At 66.4% G+C, this 18,755-nt stretch carries 14 protein-coding genes; 6 read left to right on the top strand and 8 right to left on the bottom strand.

From position 1 onward, the window contains the following. Window positions 1–245: 245 nt before the first annotated feature. The 5 genes from VFC51_06990 to VFC51_06970 all read right to left on the bottom strand — a co-directional run bounded on the left by VFC51_06990 (window position 246) and on the right by VFC51_06970 (window position 7,462). Window positions 246–839 (bottom strand): hypothetical protein, encoded by a 594-nt coding sequence (locus tag VFC51_06990; GenBank protein ID HZT06760.1) that lies wholly within the window; start codon window positions 837–839, stop codon window positions 246–248. Next, window positions 836–2,134: a DNA methyltransferase gene (locus VFC51_06985; GenBank protein ID HZT06759.1), complete on the bottom strand. Its 1,299-nt coding sequence runs from the start codon at window positions 2,132–2,134 to the stop codon at window positions 836–838. Before VFC51_06985 ends, VFC51_06990 begins: the two co-directional genes overlap by 4 nt. Window positions 2,135–2,399: 265 nt before the next feature. After that, window positions 2,400–3,854 (bottom strand): UbiD family decarboxylase, encoded by a 1,455-nt coding sequence (locus VFC51_06980; GenBank protein ID HZT06758.1) that lies wholly within the window; start codon window positions 3,852–3,854, stop codon window positions 2,400–2,402. 22 nt (window positions 3,855–3,876) lie between these two features. Beyond that, the gene (locus tag VFC51_06975) at window positions 3,877–5,637 is read right to left on the bottom strand and encodes a peptide ABC transporter substrate-binding protein (GenBank protein ID HZT06757.1); all 1,761 of its coding nucleotides are present in this window, start codon (window positions 5,635–5,637) and stop codon (window positions 3,877–3,879) included. A gap of 112 nt (window positions 5,638–5,749) precedes the next feature. Further along, window positions 5,750–7,462: an ABC transporter substrate-binding protein gene (locus tag VFC51_06970; GenBank protein HZT06756.1), complete on the bottom strand. Its 1,713-nt coding sequence runs from the start codon at window positions 7,460–7,462 to the stop codon at window positions 5,750–5,752. A gap of 133 nt (window positions 7,463–7,595) precedes the next feature. Here VFC51_06970 and VFC51_06965 point away from each other — a divergent pair, with 133 nt between their 5' ends. From VFC51_06965 to VFC51_06950, 4 genes are all read left to right on the top strand, one after another. Then, window positions 7,596–9,071, top strand: a complete 1,476-nt coding sequence (locus VFC51_06965) for a trehalose-6-phosphate synthase (protein HZT06755.1) — start codon at window positions 7,596–7,598, stop codon at window positions 9,069–9,071. 572 nt (window positions 9,072–9,643) lie between these two features. Beyond that, complete coding sequence (locus VFC51_06960) at window positions 9,644–10,987, top strand: MFS transporter (GenBank protein ID HZT06754.1); 1,344 nt, start codon at window positions 9,644–9,646, stop codon at window positions 10,985–10,987. A gap of 229 nt (window positions 10,988–11,216) precedes the next feature. Next, on the top strand, window positions 11,217–12,893 hold the full coding sequence (locus VFC51_06955; protein ID HZT06753.1) for an ABC transporter substrate-binding protein: 1,677 nt from the start codon (window positions 11,217–11,219) through the stop codon (window positions 12,891–12,893). Window positions 12,894–12,948: 55 nt separating this feature from the next. Next, window positions 12,949–13,743, top strand: coding sequence for a fumarylacetoacetate hydrolase family protein (locus VFC51_06950; GenBank protein ID HZT06752.1), 795 nt, complete (start codon window positions 12,949–12,951; stop codon window positions 13,741–13,743). A 354-nt stretch (window positions 13,744–14,097) separates the two neighbouring features. Here the strand turns inward: VFC51_06950 and VFC51_06945 are convergent, their stop codons facing one another. The 3 genes from VFC51_06945 to VFC51_06935 are packed head-to-tail and all read right to left on the bottom strand — an operon-like array spanning window position 14,098 to window position 17,272. Beyond that, complete coding sequence (locus tag VFC51_06945) at window positions 14,098–15,330, bottom strand: Gfo/Idh/MocA family oxidoreductase (GenBank protein ID HZT06751.1); 1,233 nt, start codon at window positions 15,328–15,330, stop codon at window positions 14,098–14,100. Between the two features lie 14 nt (window positions 15,331–15,344). Then, the gene (gene dmpG / locus VFC51_06940; GenBank protein HZT06750.1) at window positions 15,345–16,379 is read right to left on the bottom strand and encodes a 4-hydroxy-2-oxovalerate aldolase; all 1,035 of its coding nucleotides are present in this window, start codon (window positions 16,377–16,379) and stop codon (window positions 15,345–15,347) included. Then, window positions 16,376–17,272 carry an acetaldehyde dehydrogenase (acetylating) gene (locus VFC51_06935; protein HZT06749.1) on the bottom strand — a complete coding sequence of 299 codons (897 nt, stop codon included), beginning with the start codon at window positions 17,270–17,272 and terminating at the stop codon, window positions 16,376–16,378. Before VFC51_06935 ends, dmpG begins: the two co-directional genes overlap by 4 nt. 201 nt (window positions 17,273–17,473) lie before the next feature. Here VFC51_06935 and VFC51_06930 point away from each other — a divergent pair, with 201 nt between their 5' ends. Together VFC51_06930 and VFC51_06925 are read left to right on the top strand one after the other, a co-directional pair. Then, window positions 17,474–18,280: a 3-methyl-2-oxobutanoate hydroxymethyltransferase gene (locus tag VFC51_06930; GenBank protein ID HZT06748.1), complete on the top strand. Its 807-nt coding sequence runs from the start codon at window positions 17,474–17,476 to the stop codon at window positions 18,278–18,280. 163 nt (window positions 18,281–18,443) lie between these two features. Next, window positions 18,444–18,755 (top strand): Rieske 2Fe-2S domain-containing protein (locus VFC51_06925; GenBank protein ID HZT06747.1); only part of this gene is annotated, 312 nt, incomplete at its 3' end.

Here is an 18,755-nt window from a genome sequence, read left to right as displayed (position 1 = left end):
GGCTGTGGTATCCTCGCGCCAAGGCGTATCCCTCCAGTTCATTTCCCCGTCCGGGGTCTTGTGTTGCGCTGGAAGGGTACGCCTTTCCTTGACGCGGGCGCCTGCGGGCGCCCAATTTCCACAACTCTTGAGATTAGCTCTTCGCCGCGACCTCAGATCTGCGACGAATCAATCGCAATGCCTGCATCTCCGTGACGGCTAGGCTGCCCAAACCGCAGGCCTTCGAAGCACGCACAGGAAAAGCCCTAGTCAGTCTCCAACCGATGTTGGTAAGCCGCCAGCTCTGTCCCTGTGATTTGCCCAGCGGGAACAAGGCGATAGTGACGTTCGTTGGCTATGGCAAACTCCCCCTCGCTTTGTTCGAAGTCAAACAGCACGATACGTCCCCTCAAGAATTGAGTGGCGATAGGCCGGCACAGGAGCCCAGGAAATTTGGCCTGGCACATGAAGTAATCCTGTTCGACCTGGACAATGCTGAGCCTGTCCTTCCCCCCTTTGGCTTGGACTGGAAAGACGTACTGGGCCCCGCGCTTGTCGACCCCCAGGTAGACTTCGTCTGTCTCGGTTTGCCCCAGATTTTCCACCTGGGTTCGAAGGTGGTTCTGAAGCGAGTAGCAGGTAACACCCGAGAAAATGTCCACGAGACGGTTGTAGCGAAGCATCGCAAGGAGCGCCTGCTCGTCATTGAGCCTGTTCTGCGTGATGATCGAAGGTGTCGCATCAGGAACCTTGGTGACAGCTTTTCCGGGCGTCGGTCGGATATTCGCCAGGTAATCGGGAGTCTGCTTGAATCGGTATTCCTGGTCCTCTCCATCGAGTCCCTGTTCGACGTCAGTCATCCTGGCCACCGAAGACACACCACTTCTTCGCGGAGTTGGGCACGGGTCGCCGCCCCGCGCCTCGTGCGCCAAAGATCGATTGAATCAAGTTCGTAGCCGAGCGAAGAAGCAATGTCGCCGAGGATTTCGCCGGTGTTGATCAGGACTCGCAGGTACGACGCTTGATCGCCCACGACATAAGCGAGCCGGGCGCCCGGTCGAAGATATGGTTTTAGTTCACTGAGGTGACGAGCCATTCCCCCAAAGTAAAGCTTCGTCACCCGGGCATAAAGTCGCTCAAATCCTGAAGTCTTCCCGAGTTCAAGTCGTCGCGCTTCTATCTGAGCCGCAATCTCCTGAATTCGGGCATTGTTCGCAACGAGTTTGTCGTCGTCGTCGAGCTTGTAGACGTTCCGCGTGTTGGATCGAACCAGCGAGTGCTTAAGGGACCGGAGCTGCGAGCGATCTCGAATAAACCCCAAGAGGACCGATTCCAGGCGTGTCGTTCGTGTGTAGTCCTTCTCATTGGGGTACGGAGGCGACGTGATGACTCCGTCAATAGCGCGAGGTTCGAGGACCTGTCCGAGGTCTTGACGAGCGTCCCCACGAAGTATGCGAGCGGGTACACCCCGATTGCCTCGTAATGCCCGTAAGTCAGCGGCCATAATGCGGATCTCATTGAGCCAACTAGGCAGCACCGGCAGGGACAGTTTGAGCCGATCGACGCCGACCTCGGGCCCAAAATGCAGATTGCTCACGCAGGCGACGGTAGCCTTCGCAAAGGCGAGCCGCTCGTGGTCGACCACGCGGTCGTCTCGAAGCTCGAGCTCGATGACATCGAGCAATGCGAGGCTCTTATGAAGCGCAAGCGGTCGGATGGAATCTGCGAGCAGCAGGCGCATCGACTCAGGGGCAAGCGAGCGAAGCGCGACTGCGCCAGCCAGTGCTTGCCCGTTGAGTGGTTCGTCGACGATACCCTGCGTCGCGAGATTCTCGGCGGCTTTTCTCGCGACCTGGTGAGCGTGACTTTCGAGGAGGTCGGGGTCGATGCCCCAGTCGGCTATTACGCGGGCCGCGAACTCGGCCATCGGGTTGGCTTCAATGCCGACGCTGGCGATACCGAGCTTCTTGCACTCAACAGGCGTGGTTCCGGTGCCGCAAAAAGGATCGAGGACCAGGCTCGTGTTCTCGAGACCAAATTTGGCAACGTATTGCTTCACAAGGTGCGGGGGAAACGAGAGGACGAACCGATACCATTCATGGGCCGCACTGTCCTCCGGACGGATGCGGTTTGGGTCAACCCGCCTAGGGAGCATGAGCGCGCCCGGCATGGTCGGTAGTCTACACCGGTGACTTCGCGCACCGCCGACAATGCCATATAACCCGGCGGCGATGGTCCACGGGCCATCTCAGCGAGCACGATCGGCTAGCCGACGCATGGTATTCGTCGCGGCCCATTTCGACGGGCTCGGCAGCGGTAAGATCCGGGCGGCACCACGTTTTTGTGGTGCAACCAACCCCGCCGCGAGGTTTCTGCCAAAATTCCGGCACTTGCGCGCCAACGCGGAAGCTAGGCACTCCCTACTGCAGGATGTTGCGCCAGCGGGCGAGGGTGCGCTCGCGCAGCTCCGGCGCCACTTCGACCGTGAGCGGGAACTTGTCCAGCCACTCGAATGGACGCGTCGCGTCCAGGATCGCACGCGACATCAGATTGTTCTCCCATGGCGGGATCGCCGGCTCCACCGGCGATGACGTCGTCCGCTCGATGACGTGGAAGTCCTTCACCGGATCCGTCCGCGTCGTCACGGCCCACAGCAGCTCGACCGGGTTCCGGATGTTCACGTCCGAGTCCACGACGATGACGTACCGCGGTCGGTGGCCCATGCCGTTGATCAGCGCGAGTGCCGCCTGCATGGCGTGGCCGGGGTATTGCTGCTCGATGCTGATGACGGCCAGGTGGCCGCCGCCCGACGGAAATCCGCTATACACGTCTTTCACGCCCGGCACCTGGCGCTGGAGCCGTTCGAGCGGGCTCTCCCCGCGCGAGAAGCGGATCGACGTCGCGTTCCGCTCGTGAGGCGGGCGGCTGGGCGGGTTCCCGATGATGATGGGGTTGTTCCGGAAGTAGAGGGCCTTGACGGCGACCGTCGGAAGCTGCTGCACGCCGCTGGCGTAGTAGCCGAACGTCTCGCCGAAGGGCCCCTCGGGACGGATGTCGTCCGGTAGGAACTCGCCAGCGATGATGATCTCGGACCGGGCCGGGATCGGCAGCCCGGTGTGCGGCTCGATGATGACGTCGACCGGCTCGCCCCGAATCCCGCCCATGTAGTCGTACTCGCAGGACCCGGCGGGTTGTGTATTGGCCCCGACGAGAAACAGCAGCGGGTCGTGCCCGAGGGAGATCGCGACCGGGCACGACTTTCCCTTCGCGAACCATCGCTCGCGGTGGAGGAGGCCATGGTTGTCCGGGTTGATGTAGACCGACACGTGCGTCGGGTCCTGGTACATCACCCGATAGGTGCCGATGTTCACCCAGTCGCTGTCGGGATCGCGGGTGATAATCGCGTCGCCTGTCCCGAGGTATGCGCCGCCGTCGCGCTCGTGCCACCACGGACGCGGCAGCCGCGTGAGATCGACCCCGTCGCCCTCGAGCACGTTCTCGAGGATCGGACCGTTCTGCACCACCCGCGGCGGGATCGGCTTCAGCGCGCTGGCCTTCTCCGGCCCGAGCCGGTCGTAGTCTTCGCGGGTGAGGCCGAGCGGCAGGCCGTAACAGAGCGCCATGCGGTTCAGCGAGCGCGTCGGGTTCAGCAGAATCCGAAAGCCCGGCTCGACGCCGGCAAAGCGATCGCAGAGCGTCGTTGGGCAGATCTCGGCTTCGCGGCTGATGGTGCACAGAGCGCCGATCTCGAACTGCAGGTCGACTCCCTCGGCCCGGCGAAGCTCTCCAAGCGCGTCCACGATCTCGATGAACTCGCGCAGGTCCGCGTAACGGACTACAGTGCCCGGCTCGATCTCGCCGCTCGTTGCGGCCATGAATCCCTCCTTACGTGGTGCGTCAGTTCGTGTCCCACTCTTGGGCGTTCCACGCCTGAGTGGAGGTCGGATAGCGCGCGGTGGCGCCGTGCAGGCGGTTGGAGACCATCGTGGGCTCGACGTCGTAGAACAGGAACATCATGTTGAGCTGGTCCGTGATGATGTGGATGATCTGGCCCAGGATCTGGACCCGCTCCGCGTGGGGGATCGTCACGAAGAGCTGGTCAATGAGGTCGCTGAACTCCTTCCCCTGGTAGCGCGAGTAATTGGCGCCGCGGTAGTTGTTCTCGGGGAGCGGCGTGTTCGCGCGATGCTGGCGCGGCAGCCCGGTGATGTTGCTGGGCTGGCGGAACAGGAGAAACGCGGGGAACGTCGTGACGTAGGCGGCATCCGACTGAAGCTGCGCCGGCATCACGACCGGCGACGCGTCCACGCCCGCGCGCTTCCACTGATCGGCGACGGCGAACATCGCCCGCTGGTTCGTATCGACGTTGTTGGTGCGGATCTCGACCGTGATCCGCTCGCCGCCCGCGTCGTGGAATGCGCCGTCCGTCCCCGCGACGTAGCCGAGGTCGGCGATCATCTGCGCTGCGAGCTGCGGGTTGTACTCGTACCGAACCGCGTACGGCAGCGTCGCGGCGAAGTCCGGATCGCTGGGCTGCAGATAGCTCTCGCCGATCTGCGTCTGCCCGCTCATGATGCCGTCCACGAGCTGCTGGCGGTCCATGGCGTACATCAGCGCCTTCCTGAATCGAAGGTCGCCCACGATAGGCGGGCTCGAGTCCAGGAGCTGTGGGTAGATCAGGATGTTGTTGGACGGCGCTGTGTCCAGTCGGCCGTCGCGCCACTGGTCGCGAACCTGCAGGGCCTGGTCGAGGGAGAGGCTCTTGCCCAGGGTGAGATCGATGGAGCTGGCGAGCAGGTTCGTCGCGAGGGCGCTCGCGTCAGATATGAATCGCACTTCGATCTCGTCGATCTTCGGCCGGCCGAGCACGTAGGCCTCGTTGGCCTCGAGGATCATGTTCACCCCGGGCGTCCAGTCGCGAAGCCGATAGGGACCGGTCCCCACGAACTCTGAGCCCCAGTAAGCGAGCTGCGGGAATGACTTTTTGTCTTTCAGGTACGCCGCCTCCAGCAAGTGCTTTGGCCGAGGCGACACGAAGGCGGCGTCCGCCTTGATGTACGGCTTGGCCCACGTGGCGACGACGGTCCGCGTGTCAGGCGTCGTAACGGATTCGATGTCCCGCAGGTCCGCGTCCGGCGGGAACGGCAGGTCTTTGTCCTGCCCGAGGGTCGCGGTGAAGACGAAGTCGTCCGCCGTAATGGGTGTTCCGTCGTGCCACCGCGCGCCCGCGCGAATGGTCCAGGTCAGCTCCATCTGGCCGTCCGGGGACACCGTCCACAGGCCGTTCTCGACGCTGGGCACCGTTTCGGCGAGTCGCGGCGCCAGCTGCCCGTGGTTGTCGGTAATAGTGAGTCCGACGTTGGCGAGGTCCTCGAGCGCGTCGGATCCGGGGAGCGCGGCGCCCGGCGTGACGCTGCGGAGCATCGTGGGCGGGTCGCTCATCATCGCGACGACGATCCGCTTCGGGCCGGCGGTCGGCCGGCTCGTCTGCGGCTCGCCGGTCCGATTTTGCGCAGGCGTACATCCAAGCCCGATGGTGAGCGCGAGGGTGGCGACGATGACGATCCGTCTCGCGTCGGCCGAGAGGGACCGGGATATGCGCCGGCGCGCGAGGAAGGCGAGCGCAGGTGTTTGGGATTTCGCGAGCCACCCCCTCACCCACACCCCCCGCCAGGGGGAGGGGAGAAGAGCGCCCAGTTCCTCGCCCCCTCCGGGGGAGCGGCCGGTCCGCGAAGCGGATCGGGTGAGGGGGCCCCGCCTTGCGCCACGGTCATCCACCGCGGACGTCCCAGAGGTCGACGTTCCACACGGGGGTCGAGTCCGCCGACTTGGCGGCCGCGACGTTCACCAGTCGGTTGCCGATGATCACCGGCTCCGCGTCGTAGAAGAGCCCCATCATGGTCAGGAGATCGGTCGTGTGGTGGATGATGTCCCCCAGAACCGCCGTGCGCTCCCGCTTCGGAATGGTCGTGTAGTAGCGGTCGATCATCGCGTCGAACTCGGGGTTCCTGTAGCGGGGGTGATTCCTGCCAACGAAGTTATTCTCGGGCATCGGCGCCTGCCAGCTATAGAGCCGCAGGAGCAATCCGTTGGGATCGTTGGGCTGGCGATACATGAGGAAGGCCGGGAAGGTCTGGACGTACTCCCGGTCCCTGATGCGCTGCTCGGCCATCACGTTGGGCTCGGTCGCCACGCCCACGTGCTCCCAGGCGTCCGCGATGGCGAAGAGCGTCTTCACCTGGATGTCCTGCTCAGGGCTCGTGCGGATCTCGAGGGAGAGGCCCCGGCCGTTCGAGTCCTGGAACATGCCGTCAGCCCCGCGCGTGTACCCGAGCGCCTGGATCATGTCCATGGCGCGGCGCGGGTCGAAGTCGTATTTCACGATGCGATCCTCGACCTGCGCGTAATCGGGCTCACGGGGGTGGAGGAAGGTGTGGGCCACGGGTACAAGGCCGCCCTGGAGCGAATCGGCCATCTGCTGGCGGTCCAGCGCGTGCATCAGCGCGCGGCGAAACTGCGCGTCGCCCACGATGGCCGGCGTCGGGTTGACGAATTGCGGGTAGATGACCAGCCACGAGGTGAAGGCGATGTCGGCGCCGCCCTGCTTCCACTGGTCGCGGAGCTGGGTCACCTGCTCGAGGGAGATCCCGCGCCCGAGGGTCAGCTCGACCGAGCCAGCCAGCACGTTCGCCATCAACGTCGCGGGATCGGGAATGAACTTGACCTCGATCTCGTCGATCTTCGGCCGACCGAGGACGTAGTCGTCGTTCGCCTGGAGCACCATGTGGCTTCCGCGCACATACTGCTGCAGACGGAACGCCCCGGTCCCGATGAAGTCATCTGTCCAGTACGAGAGCTGGGGGAAGCCGGGCTTGTCATCCTGAAAGGCGCTTTCGAGGATGTGCTGCGGGAAGAGCGGGTCGTCGAAGAGCATGTCCGCCTGGATGTAGGGCTGCTTCCACGTCACGCGGACGGTCTGCGAGTCCGGCGCCTCGATGGATTCGACGGACTGGTAGCCGATGGCGCGCCGCATGGGCACTTCCGGGTCGCGATCAACGCGAGCGGTGAAGACGACGTCCTCACTGGTGAATGGAATGCCGTCCTGCCAGCGGGCGCTCGTTTTGATCTTCCAGATCGTCTGCATCCGGCCGTCCGGCAAGAGGGTCCAGAGTCCATTCTCGAGGGTCGGGGCAGACTCGGCGAGGATGGGGCGAAGGGCGCCCTGATCGTCGCGGACGGTGAGGCCCGGGCTGAGCATCTTCTGGAGATCGGTGAGTCCGGGTACGCCGACGCCGCCGGCCGAGAGCCGGTCGACGAGGGTGGGCACGTTCGCCGCGACGGCGAGGCTGATGCGCTTCGGAGCGGCGGTCGGCGCTCCCTCCGCGACAGTCCGGGAGGATGGAGTGGATGGCACCGCCGGCGCGGAGCACGCGGCGAGCAGGAGCGCGCAAATGGGGAACCAGCGAGCGGGGCGCACAGTCATCTCGGCGACTGACTCCGTGAGTGAAATGCATTGGAGTATAGAGCCTCGTCCGCGGCGCCAGCCGCCTCCCTCGCGGCTTGGGAAAGCGCAGGGGCAGCGGCCCTCAACGGGCCCCGCGTAGAATAGGGGTGTCGTGACGCCAGATATCCTGATCGTCTCCAACAGAGGCCCAAAGGACTTCGTGTGGGACGAAGGCCGCTGGGTCGCACGCCCGTCTTCGGGCGGCCTGGTCAGCATGCTCAGCCCCCTCGCCAGCAAACCGACCGTCTCGTGGTTTTGCTGCGTCTCAGAGCCGCCGGACGCGGCGCTCGCGCAAGAGGGCCTCTTTACCTCCGCGGCCGATCAGCTCGATGCCGGACTCCACGTGGTGCCCGTGCCGGTCCCCGCTCCAACGTTTCACGCCTACTATGGACGCATCAGCAATGAGGTGCTGTGGATGCTGCAGCACCGCGTGCTGGGCCGCGGGGGATACGAGTACCTCGATCGAGGACGCTACGATGCGTGGGCGGATGGCTACCTCGCCGCGAACCGGATGCTCGCCGACGCCATCGCGGTATCCTGCGCCTCGGCCCGGGCCATCCTCGTCCAGGACTATCATCTCTACCCGCTGCCGGCGCTGCTGCGACGGAAGTATCCGCGCGCCCCGATCCTGCACTTCACCCACATCCCGTTCTTCGACGTGGGGCTGATGAAGCTCATCCCGCCTTCCTGGCGCGAGACGATCCTGCGCGGCCTCCTGGGAGCGGACGTCGTCGGGTTCCAGACGGACGACGATCGCGATGCGTTTCTCGCCTGCTGCGCGGAGTTCCTCCACGTTCAGTGCGACAGCCCGTCCGCATCGGTGACCGCCGCGGATGGACGATGCGTGCGCGCGCGGACCTACGCCGCCAGCGTCGACGTCGCCGGGCTCGCGCGTGACGTGCGCTCCAAACACGTCGCGGCGGCGCGCGCCCGGCTCGCGTTCGACCCGCGGATGAAGCACGTCATCCGCGTCGATCGGCTCGACCCCAGCAAGAACCAGCTCATCGGCTTCCGCGCTTTCGAGCGCCTCCTGGAGACGCGCCCCGACCTGCGCGCGCACGCCCGGTTCAGCGCGTTTCTGGTCCCCTCGCGAACCGACCTGGGCGTGTATCGCGCGTATCGCGAGACGGTGTTTGCCTGCATCGAGACGATCAACAATCGATTCGAAAAGGACTGCGGCGGCCGGCCGATCCAGGTCTTCTACACCAACGATCGCGACCAGGCGCTCGCCGCGATGGCGGATTGCGATCTCTTGCTCGTCAACTCGCTGGAGGACGGCATGAACCTCGTGGCCAAGGAGTGGGCGATGATCTCCCGCCGCCCCGGGGTCCTCGTGCTCTCCGAGACGACCGGCGTGGCCGCCGAGGCAGGCGACAGCGCGCTCATGATATCGCCGCTGGACATCGAGGGGACTGCGCGCGCGATGGCGACTGCGCTGGACATGCCGCCCGAGGAGCGGCAGCACCGAATCGACCGCTTTCGACGGCGCATCGAGGCCTGGACGGCCCACGATTGGCTCGCGGCCCAGCTCGCGGACCTCCGGGTGCCCGCCGAGATCCTCGATCTCCCGTCGGCGCTGCCCGCGTAGGGGGTGGCCTCTCACCCTCACCCTCGCCCCGCCGGGGAGAGGGACCCCCCTTCCCCTTGCGGGGGAAGAGCCGGCCGTGAGCCTGCCGAAGGGCTGCGATGGGGGGCGCTACCCCTTACCCTGACCCGCTCGCCGGAGGGGCGCGGGGACACCCGAGACCACCCGATTGGGTGGGGTGGACGAGCCGCGTGGAGGCGTATGATACGAATGAAGGGAATTGGAGGCCGAGAAAAGTAAAGAGACACTCGCGGGTCGCCAGCAAAACCGGTGGCCGAACCCGTCAGCCGCGGTAAAGCAAACGCTTGAAGGCGCGGAAAGCGGGCGGAGTTCCAGCCCAAAAGGCGGAGGCGACGCCCCCTGGAGCCATAAGGCCCCGTTGAGCGGACCAAGGGAACGACCACCGGCACTGGCGACCAAACGTCAACGCGACCACCCTGAGGGGCTGTCCAGCTGGGACGGCCTCTTTTTTGTGCTTCTGCCCGGTGCGGTCCGCTGGGCCTATACTGGTGGTACCCCCGTCGAGGCCGATCGCGGAAGCGTGCGGCTCGTCGTGTGGCATCAGCCGGAGGGCTATGCGGAAGGTGGAGCAGATCTCGCCGGAAGCGCGCGCGCAGCCAGCCTCGTCAGTCCTCTCGCGACAGCTCCTCCTGTCCCTTTACTTGCCGGCGCTCGCCCTCTCCCTTGGAACGGGCATCGCCACCCCCGTCATCCCGCTGTTCGCGAAGTCGTTCGGCGTCGATTTCGGCGCGGCGTCCCTGGTGGTCATTCTGACCGGCTTTGGCAGCCTCGCGGCCACGCTGCCCGCGGGCTACCTCATGGACCGGATCGGTCGGCGGCCCATCTTGCTCGCCGGGCCGCTCCTCACCGCGCTCAGCGCGTTCCTCATCGCATCGGCGCACACCTTTCCGGAGCTGCTCGTCTATCGCTTCATCGGCGGCGCGGCGGCCCAGATGTGGCAGCAGTCGCGGGTCACCATCATCACCGACACGGGCGCGGCTCGGAGCCGAGGGCGCCAGATCACCTGGATGATGGCGATGCAGCGCGTTGGGAACTTGGTGAGTCCGGCCATCGGCGGCTTCCTCGCGGCGGGCTTCGGGCTCCGCGCGCCGTTCCTCGTCTACGGCGCGCTCAGTCTCCTGGCGTTCGTGCCAACCTACCTTCTCGTCAAGGAGTCGACGCCGCGGCGCCTGGATCGGCGCGCCGCGGACGAGGGCGCCATCAGCGAGTGGCGGACCGTTATCAACGCCCTGCGCACGCGGCAGATCTCCTGCTACATGGCCGCGCAGTTCCTCGCCAATATCGCGCGAGGTCAGGCAGCCGGCAGCGGCGTCGTGCTCCTCTACGCCGCGTACGCGTACGACATCGGACCCAGCACCCTGGGCCTGCTCTCCGCGTCCAACAGCGCGATCGGCCTCCCCATTGGCTTTACCTCCGGGTACTTGATGGATCGGTTCGGACGAAAGGTGACGATCGTGCCCGGGTTCGCGGGGATCTTTGTCTCGACGCTGATCACGGCGGCCACGGCGGCCTTCCACGCGCCCTTCGCCCTCTTCGTGCCCGCGTTCCTTCTGATGAACGGCTGCCAAAGCGTGACCGGCGGAAACCTACAGGTCCTGGCATCCGATCTGGCGCCAGCGCAGGCCCGCGGCCGGTTCTTCGCCATCTCCCGCCTGATGAGCGCCGGTGGCGCGGCGTTCAGCCCGGTGGCATTCTCAGCCGCCTCCAGCCTCGGATACGGCGCCTCCTTCGGCGTGCGGGCCTTGGCGGCCCTCGCCGTATCGCTCATCATCGGGTTTGGGGTCGGCGAGACGGTGGGCCGGGATGCCCAAGAGTCCGCCCCCGCCGCGACGCGGGGCGACGCCCTGCTCGCGAAGACGTCGGCCTCGAGCGTGGCGGACGCGGCAAGCCCGCGCTGACAAGGCGCGATGAGACGCGGCGATCATTCGGAGCGACGCGACGGATCCGTCACGAGCCAGTCAGCGCCTTTGCCATTCTTCGGCCCGCGGCCGGGAACGGGATGTCTTCATCACCGACTCTGGCCTCGTGCTTGCGGCGGATCGTGGCCGAGAGGTAAAAACGCCTCAGGCCCGCGCCGTGGCGCGACAAGCCCCGGTGATGCGGCGGCCTTCCCCCGATGGAGCGAACATGCCACCCCGCGCCATCTGGCTCCTCTCGGTGCTCCTCGCCGTGGGCGCGTGCGCGCCTGCCGCCAAGCTATCCGACCCAAGGGGCGACGCGGCCCCGCCCGACGCCAACGTCCAGAATCGGGCGCTCAACATGGTCGTGCGGACCGAGGGCGTGACGGCAGCGGCCAAGGGGTTGCAGACAACCGGCGTGCGCGGAGCGCCGGTCAGCATGTTCAACGCGGGCCTCGCGATCCTGGACCTCCAGCAGGTGCCCCACCCGTACCTCTCCGAGTCGCTGCCGGCCCTCAACACGGACGACTGGCGGGTGTTCCCCGACGGGCGCATGGAGACGACGTATCACTTGAAGCCAGGGTTGACGTGGCAGGACGGTACGCCGCTCTCGGCCGAGGACTTTGTCTTTGCCCTACAGGTCTACAGCAATCCGCGGTTCGGCGCATCGAGCCCGACGCCCCAGGACCGGATCGACGAGATTCGCGCGCCCGACGACCGCACGGTGGTGATCGAGTGGACGCAGCCGTATCCGGAGGCCGGCCAGGTCGCCGCCGAGGACCTTCAGGCGCTGCCGCGCCACATCCTGTCCGACCCGCTCGCGCGCCTGGACCCCGACGCCTTCGCCGCCCATCCCTTCTGGACCCGGGAGTACGTGGGGCTGGGGCCGTATCGGATCGAGGAATGGACGCCGGGCGTCGGCCTCGACGCGGTCGCCTTTCGCGGCTACGTCCTCGGCACGCCGAAGATCGGGCGGATTCACGTGGCGTACATGGACGATCCCAACACGGTGCTCGCGAACCTGCTCTCCGGCGCCATGGACGTCGCCATCTCCAACGCGGTCCCCTTCGCCCAGGCTCTCGTCCTGCGGCGGCAGTGGGGGTCCACTGGCGTCGTCCTCGCGCGTCCGCGGAGCGCCCGAACGACCGAATTTCAGCTCGATCCTGACCGCGTGGCGCCGAGCTTCGCCGGCACGCTCGACGTTCGCGTACGGATGGCGATGGCCCACGCCATCGACAAACAGGCCGTGAATGACGGGGTGTTCGAGGGGCAGGGCATTGCCGCCGATACCCGCATTCTTCCATCGGACGAGATCTTCCCCGCCGTCGACGCCGCCATCGCCAAGTATCCCTACGACCTGCGAAAGAGCGAGCAGCTCATGAACTCGGCCGGCTTCACCAAGGGGGCGGACGGCATCTATGTGAGCCCGGGCGGCCTCCGGTTTACCGGCGAGGATTGGATTGCCGCCAATCCGCAGAGCGAGACGACCCAGAACATCATGCTGGATACATGGAAGCGGGCCGGTTTCGAGATGACCTCGCACTTCCTGTCGCAGGCCGAGCAGCGCGAGGCGCGCATTCGGGCGGAGCGGCCCGGGACGTACACGGGCGACGGCGGCTCGCTCGAGACCCTCGGGTCGGACTCGATCCCGCGGCCCGAGAACCGGTGGACGGGCAGTAACCGGGGCAGCTATTCGAGCCCCGAGTACGACCGTCTCCTCGAGGCGTGGCACAGTAGGCTCGATCGAAAAGAGCGTCAGCAGGCGATGATCGACATGGCGAAGCTCTACAGCAAGGATCTCCCGTCGATACCCATCCACTACAATCTCGGCGTTACGGCCCACACGGCGTCCCTCACCGGTCCGTCGGACGAGGCGACCGACATTCACCTCTGGAGCTGGAAATAACCGCCGCATCGGGCTCGTATGACTGATCCGCGAGGCGGACCACAGGAGATGAAGGATGAGCGCTGCGCTGAGCGCGGAGACGATCCAGGAGGCGTCACATCGATTGGTCGAGGCGGAGGAGAGCCGTAAGGCAATCCCGCCGCTGGTGCAGACCTACCCTGGCCTGTCAGCGGACGACGCGTATCGCATCCAGATGGCGACCATCGACCGGAAGCTGGAGGCCGGGGCCCGGGTGGTTGGGCACAAGATCGGCCTGACGAGCGTCGCCATGCAGCAGCTCCTCGGCGTCGACCAGCCCGACTTCGGCCACATCCTCGACACGATGATGGTGCCGAACGGGGGCGCCCTGCAGCGTAGCGACCTGGTCTATCCGCGCGTGGAGGGGGAGATCGCCTTCGTTCTGGCGGAGGATTTGCGCGGGCCGGGCGTTACCGTGCCGCGCGTGCTGGCCGCGACGAAGTACGTCATGCCCGCCCTCGAGGTCGTGGACAGCCGGGTCGCCGACTGGAAGATCACGCTCGCGGACACCATCGCCGACAACGCCTCGTCGTGCCGCATGGTGGTGGGCGGCCGGTGCCTGCCCGTCGACGGGCTGGATCTGCGCCTGGTGGGCATGATCCTGGAGAAGAACGGCGAGATCGTGAACTCGGCGGCTGGCGCGGCCGTCCTCGGGAATCCCGCGCAGGCCGTGGCGTGGCTCGCGAACCGGCTGGCCGACTTCGACGTCACGCTCCGCGCTGGCGAGGTGATCCTGCCGGGCGCGCTGACTGCGGCGGTCAGCGTCGAGGCCGGTGACACGGTGCAGGCCACCTTCGACCACCTCGGCTCGGTGTGCGTGCGGTTTGTGTAACGGGGCGAGGTGCGCCTCGTCTCCCCGTCACACCCCTTGCGCGATGATTCATGCCATGCGCCGGCTGCCGCGCTGGATTTCGGCGATCATGGCTCGACCCTGTGCCTTGGCTTCGTCATCGCGCGTAAGGTCACGCAGGATGACGTTGGTGTCCATGAGGCGCGGCTCCATCGTCAGCCTTCGGTGACGATCTCCTCAGCTACCGATTCTTCTCCGGCGGTCCTCACTTGGGACCAATCCTCGGGCCGACGCGTAGGCTTGACGGCGCCGAAACCATGCAGCAGCCCCGCGGTGCGGACTTCCGGTTACCCTTGGCGGGACTTGGGCGGCGATTCGCCACAAACGGGGTTTGGGCTACTCCGCCGGCACCTGGTGGGTCATGGTGATCTCGCGATGGGTCGCGGTCGACTCGAGGATCGCGAGGCAGACCTCGAGGGTGGCCTCGCCCCAGCGGCCGTCGTGGAACGGCCGGCGGTTCTCCACGACCGCGTCGTACAGCTCGCGCATCTCGGCCTCGCGGCCGTGCGCGCCCTTCTCGATGGGCAGCTCCCTGCGCCCCTCGGCCGTATACACGTATACGCCGTCCGGCGATTGGCGCACGTCGCCCCGCTCGCAGGTGACGATGTTGAGCCCGAAAAAGGGCTGGTGCCGCTCGGTTGAGGCGCCGCTGCCGGAGCGCCCCATCGTGAACCATTCGCCGACCGCCTGGCCGCCATAGCGCCACGATTCGAGGAGCGATTCCATCTTCTTGGCTCGCTCCGGTCCGGCGCCAAGCTCCGCGAAGAAGCGGTGCGCCTGCACGAAGTCGTCCGGGTTGACGATGTTCCCGCCCTCGCCGATCCCCCACACCAGCTCCGCCGTATCCAGGTAGGCGTACCCGCTGAAGACCAGCGACGCCGGCACGCCGTTCTCGAACTCCAGAAAGCAGACGTAGTGCCCTTCGGCCGGTCGCGCCGGGGGCTCACCGCGGGTCGGGTCGCCTGCTCCCGCGACGGCTCGGACGCTGCGCACCAACCCGCCGCCCAGCAGCCGCACGATGTCCACCTGATGCGGCCCCTGGTTCAGCACGATTCCGCGGCTCATCGCCTCGTCGTGGTCGGAGAAGGGCCGATAGATGAAGTTCTTGTAGTAGGAGGCGTTGATCATCAGCGGGCGTCCCAGGTCGCCGCTCCGCACCACCTCGCGCATCTTGCGCACGGGCGGGTCAAAGCTGTGGGTGTGGCCGCACAGGAGCCACACGCCATTCTCGTCCGCGGCGCGGTTCATCGCCTCACACTCGTCGATGGAGAGCGCCATCGGTTTCTCCACGATGACGTGCTTCTTGTGCTTCAGCGCGACGATGGAGTGCTGGGCGTGGTATTCGTGGGGGGTGGCGACGTAGACGGCGTCGATGTCGCGGCTCTGGCACATCTCCTCGACGCTCGTGAACGCAGCCGCGCCGAACTCCTCCTGAAATTGGTCCAGAGCGTGCTTGCGAACGTCGGCTCCCGCCGCGATCGTGATGAAGGGCAGCTTGGCGATCTCAGGGATGACCCGTCCAGCGCCCATTCCGAGCCCGACGATCCCGAGCCGCAGCGTTTCCGCCATCTCCGCTCCCCCCGCTAGCTTCCCGCGCGGCGGGCGGCGAGCTTGCGCTGATTCAGCTCCCAGGCGATGTCGATGAGCATGTCCTCCTGGCCGCCCACCGTCTTTCGCCGTCCGCACTCGAGCAGGATGTCGCGCACGTCCACGTCGAACTTCTCCGCCGCCCGGTACGCGTGCAGCAGGAAGCTGGAGTAGACGCCCGCGTACCCTAGGGTAAGGGCGGCGCGGTCGATGATCTGCGGCCGATCCATGATGGGGCGAACCACGTCCTCCCCCACGTCCATGATCTTGAACGTATCGATGCCGGTGTCGACGCCAAGCTTGTCCAACACCGCGACCAGCACCTCGGTCTGCGTGTTCCCCGCGCCGGCGCCCAGCCCGCACGTGCACCCGTCGATGTTCGTCGCGCCCTCCTCCATCGCCACGAGGGAGTTGGCGACCGAGCACGAGAGATTGTTGTGGGCGTGCACGCCGATCTCGATATTGAGGGCCTGCCGGAGGGCCGAGATCCGTGCGCGCATGTCGTACGGCGTCATGGCTCCCGCGGAATCGACTACGTAGACGCAGTCGGCGCCGTAGCTCTCCATTTTGCGTCCCTGCTCGCACAGCTCCTCGGGCGTCACCATGTGCGACATCATCAGGAACCCGATGGCCTCCATCTGGAGCTTCTTCGCCATCTGGATGTGCTGCTCGCAGATGTCGGCTTCGGTGACGTGGGTACAGATGCGCGCCACGCGCGCGCCGTACTCGTGCGCCATCTCCAGATCTTCGGCAGTCCCGATGCCGGGGATGAGCAGGATGGCCAGCTTGGCGTGCTTGATGACCGCGCTCGCAGCCTTGAGGAGGCTCTCCTGTGACTCCAGGGACCATCCGTACTGACACGACGATCCGCCCAGACCGTCCCCGTGCGAGACCTCGATGACCGGGACGCCGGCGGCGTCGAGGGCGCCGGCCACGGCAGCCACCTGCTCCGCGGTGAACTGATGCGCCTTGGCGTGGCTGCCATCGCGCAGGGTGGAGTCCATGACGCGAATCTGTTTGGGCCGGGTCACGCTCGTCCTCCCGCCGCGCCAGCGCCAGCCAGGAGCCCGCGTGCGATCTCCTCGCCCACGCGCACCGCGGCCTGCGTCATGATGTCAAGGTTGCCCGCGTACTTGGGCAGATAGTCGCCGGCCCCTTCGACTTCCACGAACACCGTCACCCGATCGCCGTCGAAGATCGGGTCCGTGCGGAGCCGGTAGCCCGGCACGTATTCCTGCACGCGCTCGACCATGTCGGAGATCGACTCCGCCACGCGCTGCCGGTCCATCCCCGGCGCGATGGCGTACACGGTGTCGCGCATCATGATGGGCGGATCGGCGGGGTTGAGGATGATGATGGCCTTGCCCCGTTTGGCGCCGCCCACGCGCTCCAGCGCCCGAGCCGTCGTCTGGGTGAACTCGTCGATGTTTTGTCGAGTCCCGGGCCCCGCGCTCTTGCTGGCGATCGTCGCGACGATCTCCGCGTAGTCCACGGGCGCGACGCGATTGATCGCGTGGACCATCGGCACAGTCGCCTGCGCGCCGCAGCTCACCATGTTCACGTTCGGCGCGTGGAGCTGATTGCCCATATTCACGACCGGCACCACGTAGGGCCCCACGGCCGCGGGGGTCAGGTCGACGGCGATCTTCCCGGCCTCCTTGAGCCGCGGCGCGTGCTGGAGGTGCGTCCGGGCGGAGGTGGCGTCGAAGACGATGTCGCCGACTTCGGGGTCGGCCAGCAGTCCGTCGATCCCGTCCACCGTCGTCTTCAGGCCTGCCTTGCGCGCCATGGCGAGCCCCTCGGACGCCGGGTCGATCCCGGCCACCATCGTGAGCTCGATGACGCTGCTCCGGAGCAGCTTGATCATGAGATCCGTGCCAATATTGCCCGAGCCGAGGATCGCGGCCCGTATCCGCCCTGCCATTTCCCCAACGCCCTCCTCGAGCGGGAGACGACGGTTCGACCGGCCGGTGGGCACACGTCCCCGACGCTTGTCTCCCGACACATTGCAAAGTCGCGCAGACATGATATCCCACCAGCGTCCGAGGCCTTTGGCTCCACAACGACGGGTGGTAGACTACGTTCGCGGAATCGGAAGCTGACGAAGAGATGTGAAGGAGTAGCCATGGCACGGGTCACCGTTGCTGACGTCCAGCGCATGAAGGCAGAAAAGAAGAAGATCGTCGTCATGACCGCGTACTACTACGAGATGGCGCGGGCGATCGACCGGGCCGAGCCCGACATGATCCTGGTCGGAGACAGCGGCGGCCGGTTTCTCCTCGGCCACGCGGACAACAACGACGTGACCCTAGAAGAGATGATCATCATGACCCGCTCGGTGGTCCGCGGCACCCAGCACGCCCTGGTTATCGGCGATATGCCCTTCATGACCTACCAAGTCAGTGTGGAGGACGCGGTGCGCAACGCCGGCCGCCTCGTGAAAGAGACGCGCTGCAACGCGGTGAAGCCGGAGGGCGGAGCCGAGATCGCCCCACACGTGGAGGCGATGGTGAAGATGGGCATCCCGGTGCTGGCGCACATGGGACTCACACCCATGACCAGCGCGGCGATCGGCGGGATGACGGGTGGCGCGATCCTGCCCGAGGAGCGCATGCGCCGCGACGCCCATGCCCTCGAAGACGCTGGCGCGTTCGCCATCATCCTGACCGGCATCTCGCCCGATCTCGCGAAGTCCATCACCGAAGAGCTGCGCGTGCCCACCATCAGCGGTTTCGGCGCGGGCGACGACTGCGATGGCGACATCGGCGTGAGCCCGGGCACCCTCGGCTGGACCGCCGACCAGATCGACAACCCGCGCGCGAAGTACGGCCCGGTGGCGAAGGCGATCTACGAGAGCGCTCGCGCCTACGTCCAGGACGTGCGGGAGCGGAAGCCGACACGCTCCGCGCGAACAGTGGCCGCGACGGGCTAGCCGACCCGCAGTTGGGACGACCGACCGGCATCCTCGCTGTCGTGGCCAATCGAAGAGACATCATGGAAAGCGTCGCGAAGCATCGCTGTCGGCGAGATCCTTCGGGATGCGCCCTCAGCTTGCCCATCATGCTCGGCCCCCACGACGGGGGAGGGGGTGTACTATGCTGACGAAAGAAGAGAATGACCTGCTGACCCAGACCGGACCCGGCACCCCGTGCGGCGAGCTCATGCGCCGCTACTGGCAGCCGGCGGCCCTGTCCGAGGAGCTGCCCCCTGGCGGCGCACCGGTCCCCGTGCGCCTCCTGGGCGAGGACCTCGTCCTCTTTCGCGATGACGCTGGCCATCCGGGCCTCCTGGGCCTGCACTGCCCCCATCGGGGCGCCGACCTCTCCTACGGTCGGCTCGAGGACGGCGGGATCCGCTGCATCTACCACGGTTGGCTCTTCGACGTTTCCGGCCGGTGCCTCGAACAG

The organism is Chloroflexota bacterium, assembly GCA_035652535.1.
Taxonomy (GTDB): domain Bacteria; phylum Chloroflexota; class UBA6077; order UBA6077; family SHYK01; genus DASRDP01.
The sequence above is the reverse complement of the archived record's forward strand: the minus strand, read 5'-3'. Positions and strand labels throughout refer to the sequence as shown.

What these genes read in the sequence shown, in the direction of transcription:
- VFC51_06990 (HZT06760.1), bottom strand. Translation starts at nt 839, where the DNA reads ATGACTGACGTCGAACAGGGACTCGATGGAGAGGACCAGGAATACCGA.
- VFC51_06945 (HZT06751.1), bottom strand. Translation starts at nt 15,330, where the DNA reads ATGGCGGAAACGCTGCGGCTCGGGATCGTCGGGCTCGGAATGGGCGCT.
- VFC51_06955 (HZT06753.1), top strand. Translation starts at nt 11,217, where the DNA reads ATGCCACCCCGCGCCATCTGGCTCCTCTCGGTGCTCCTCGCCGTGGGC.
- VFC51_06950 (HZT06752.1), top strand. Translation starts at nt 12,949, where the DNA reads ATGAGCGCTGCGCTGAGCGCGGAGACGATCCAGGAGGCGTCACATCGA.
- VFC51_06930 (HZT06748.1), top strand. Translation starts at nt 17,474, where the DNA reads ATGGCACGGGTCACCGTTGCTGACGTCCAGCGCATGAAGGCAGAAAAG.
- VFC51_06970 (HZT06756.1), bottom strand. Translation starts at nt 7,462, where the DNA reads ATGACTGTGCGCCCCGCTCGCTGGTTCCCCATTTGCGCGCTCCTGCTC.
- VFC51_06985 (HZT06759.1), bottom strand. Translation starts at nt 2,134, where the DNA reads ATGCTCCCTAGGCGGGTTGACCCAAACCGCATCCGTCCGGAGGACAGT.
- VFC51_06980 (HZT06758.1), bottom strand. Translation starts at nt 3,854, where the DNA reads ATGGCCGCAACGAGCGGCGAGATCGAGCCGGGCACTGTAGTCCGTTAC.
- VFC51_06960 (HZT06754.1), top strand. Translation starts at nt 9,644, where the DNA reads ATGCGGAAGGTGGAGCAGATCTCGCCGGAAGCGCGCGCGCAGCCAGCC.
- VFC51_06935 (HZT06749.1), bottom strand. Translation starts at nt 17,272, where the DNA reads ATGGCAGGGCGGATACGGGCCGCGATCCTCGGCTCGGGCAATATTGGC.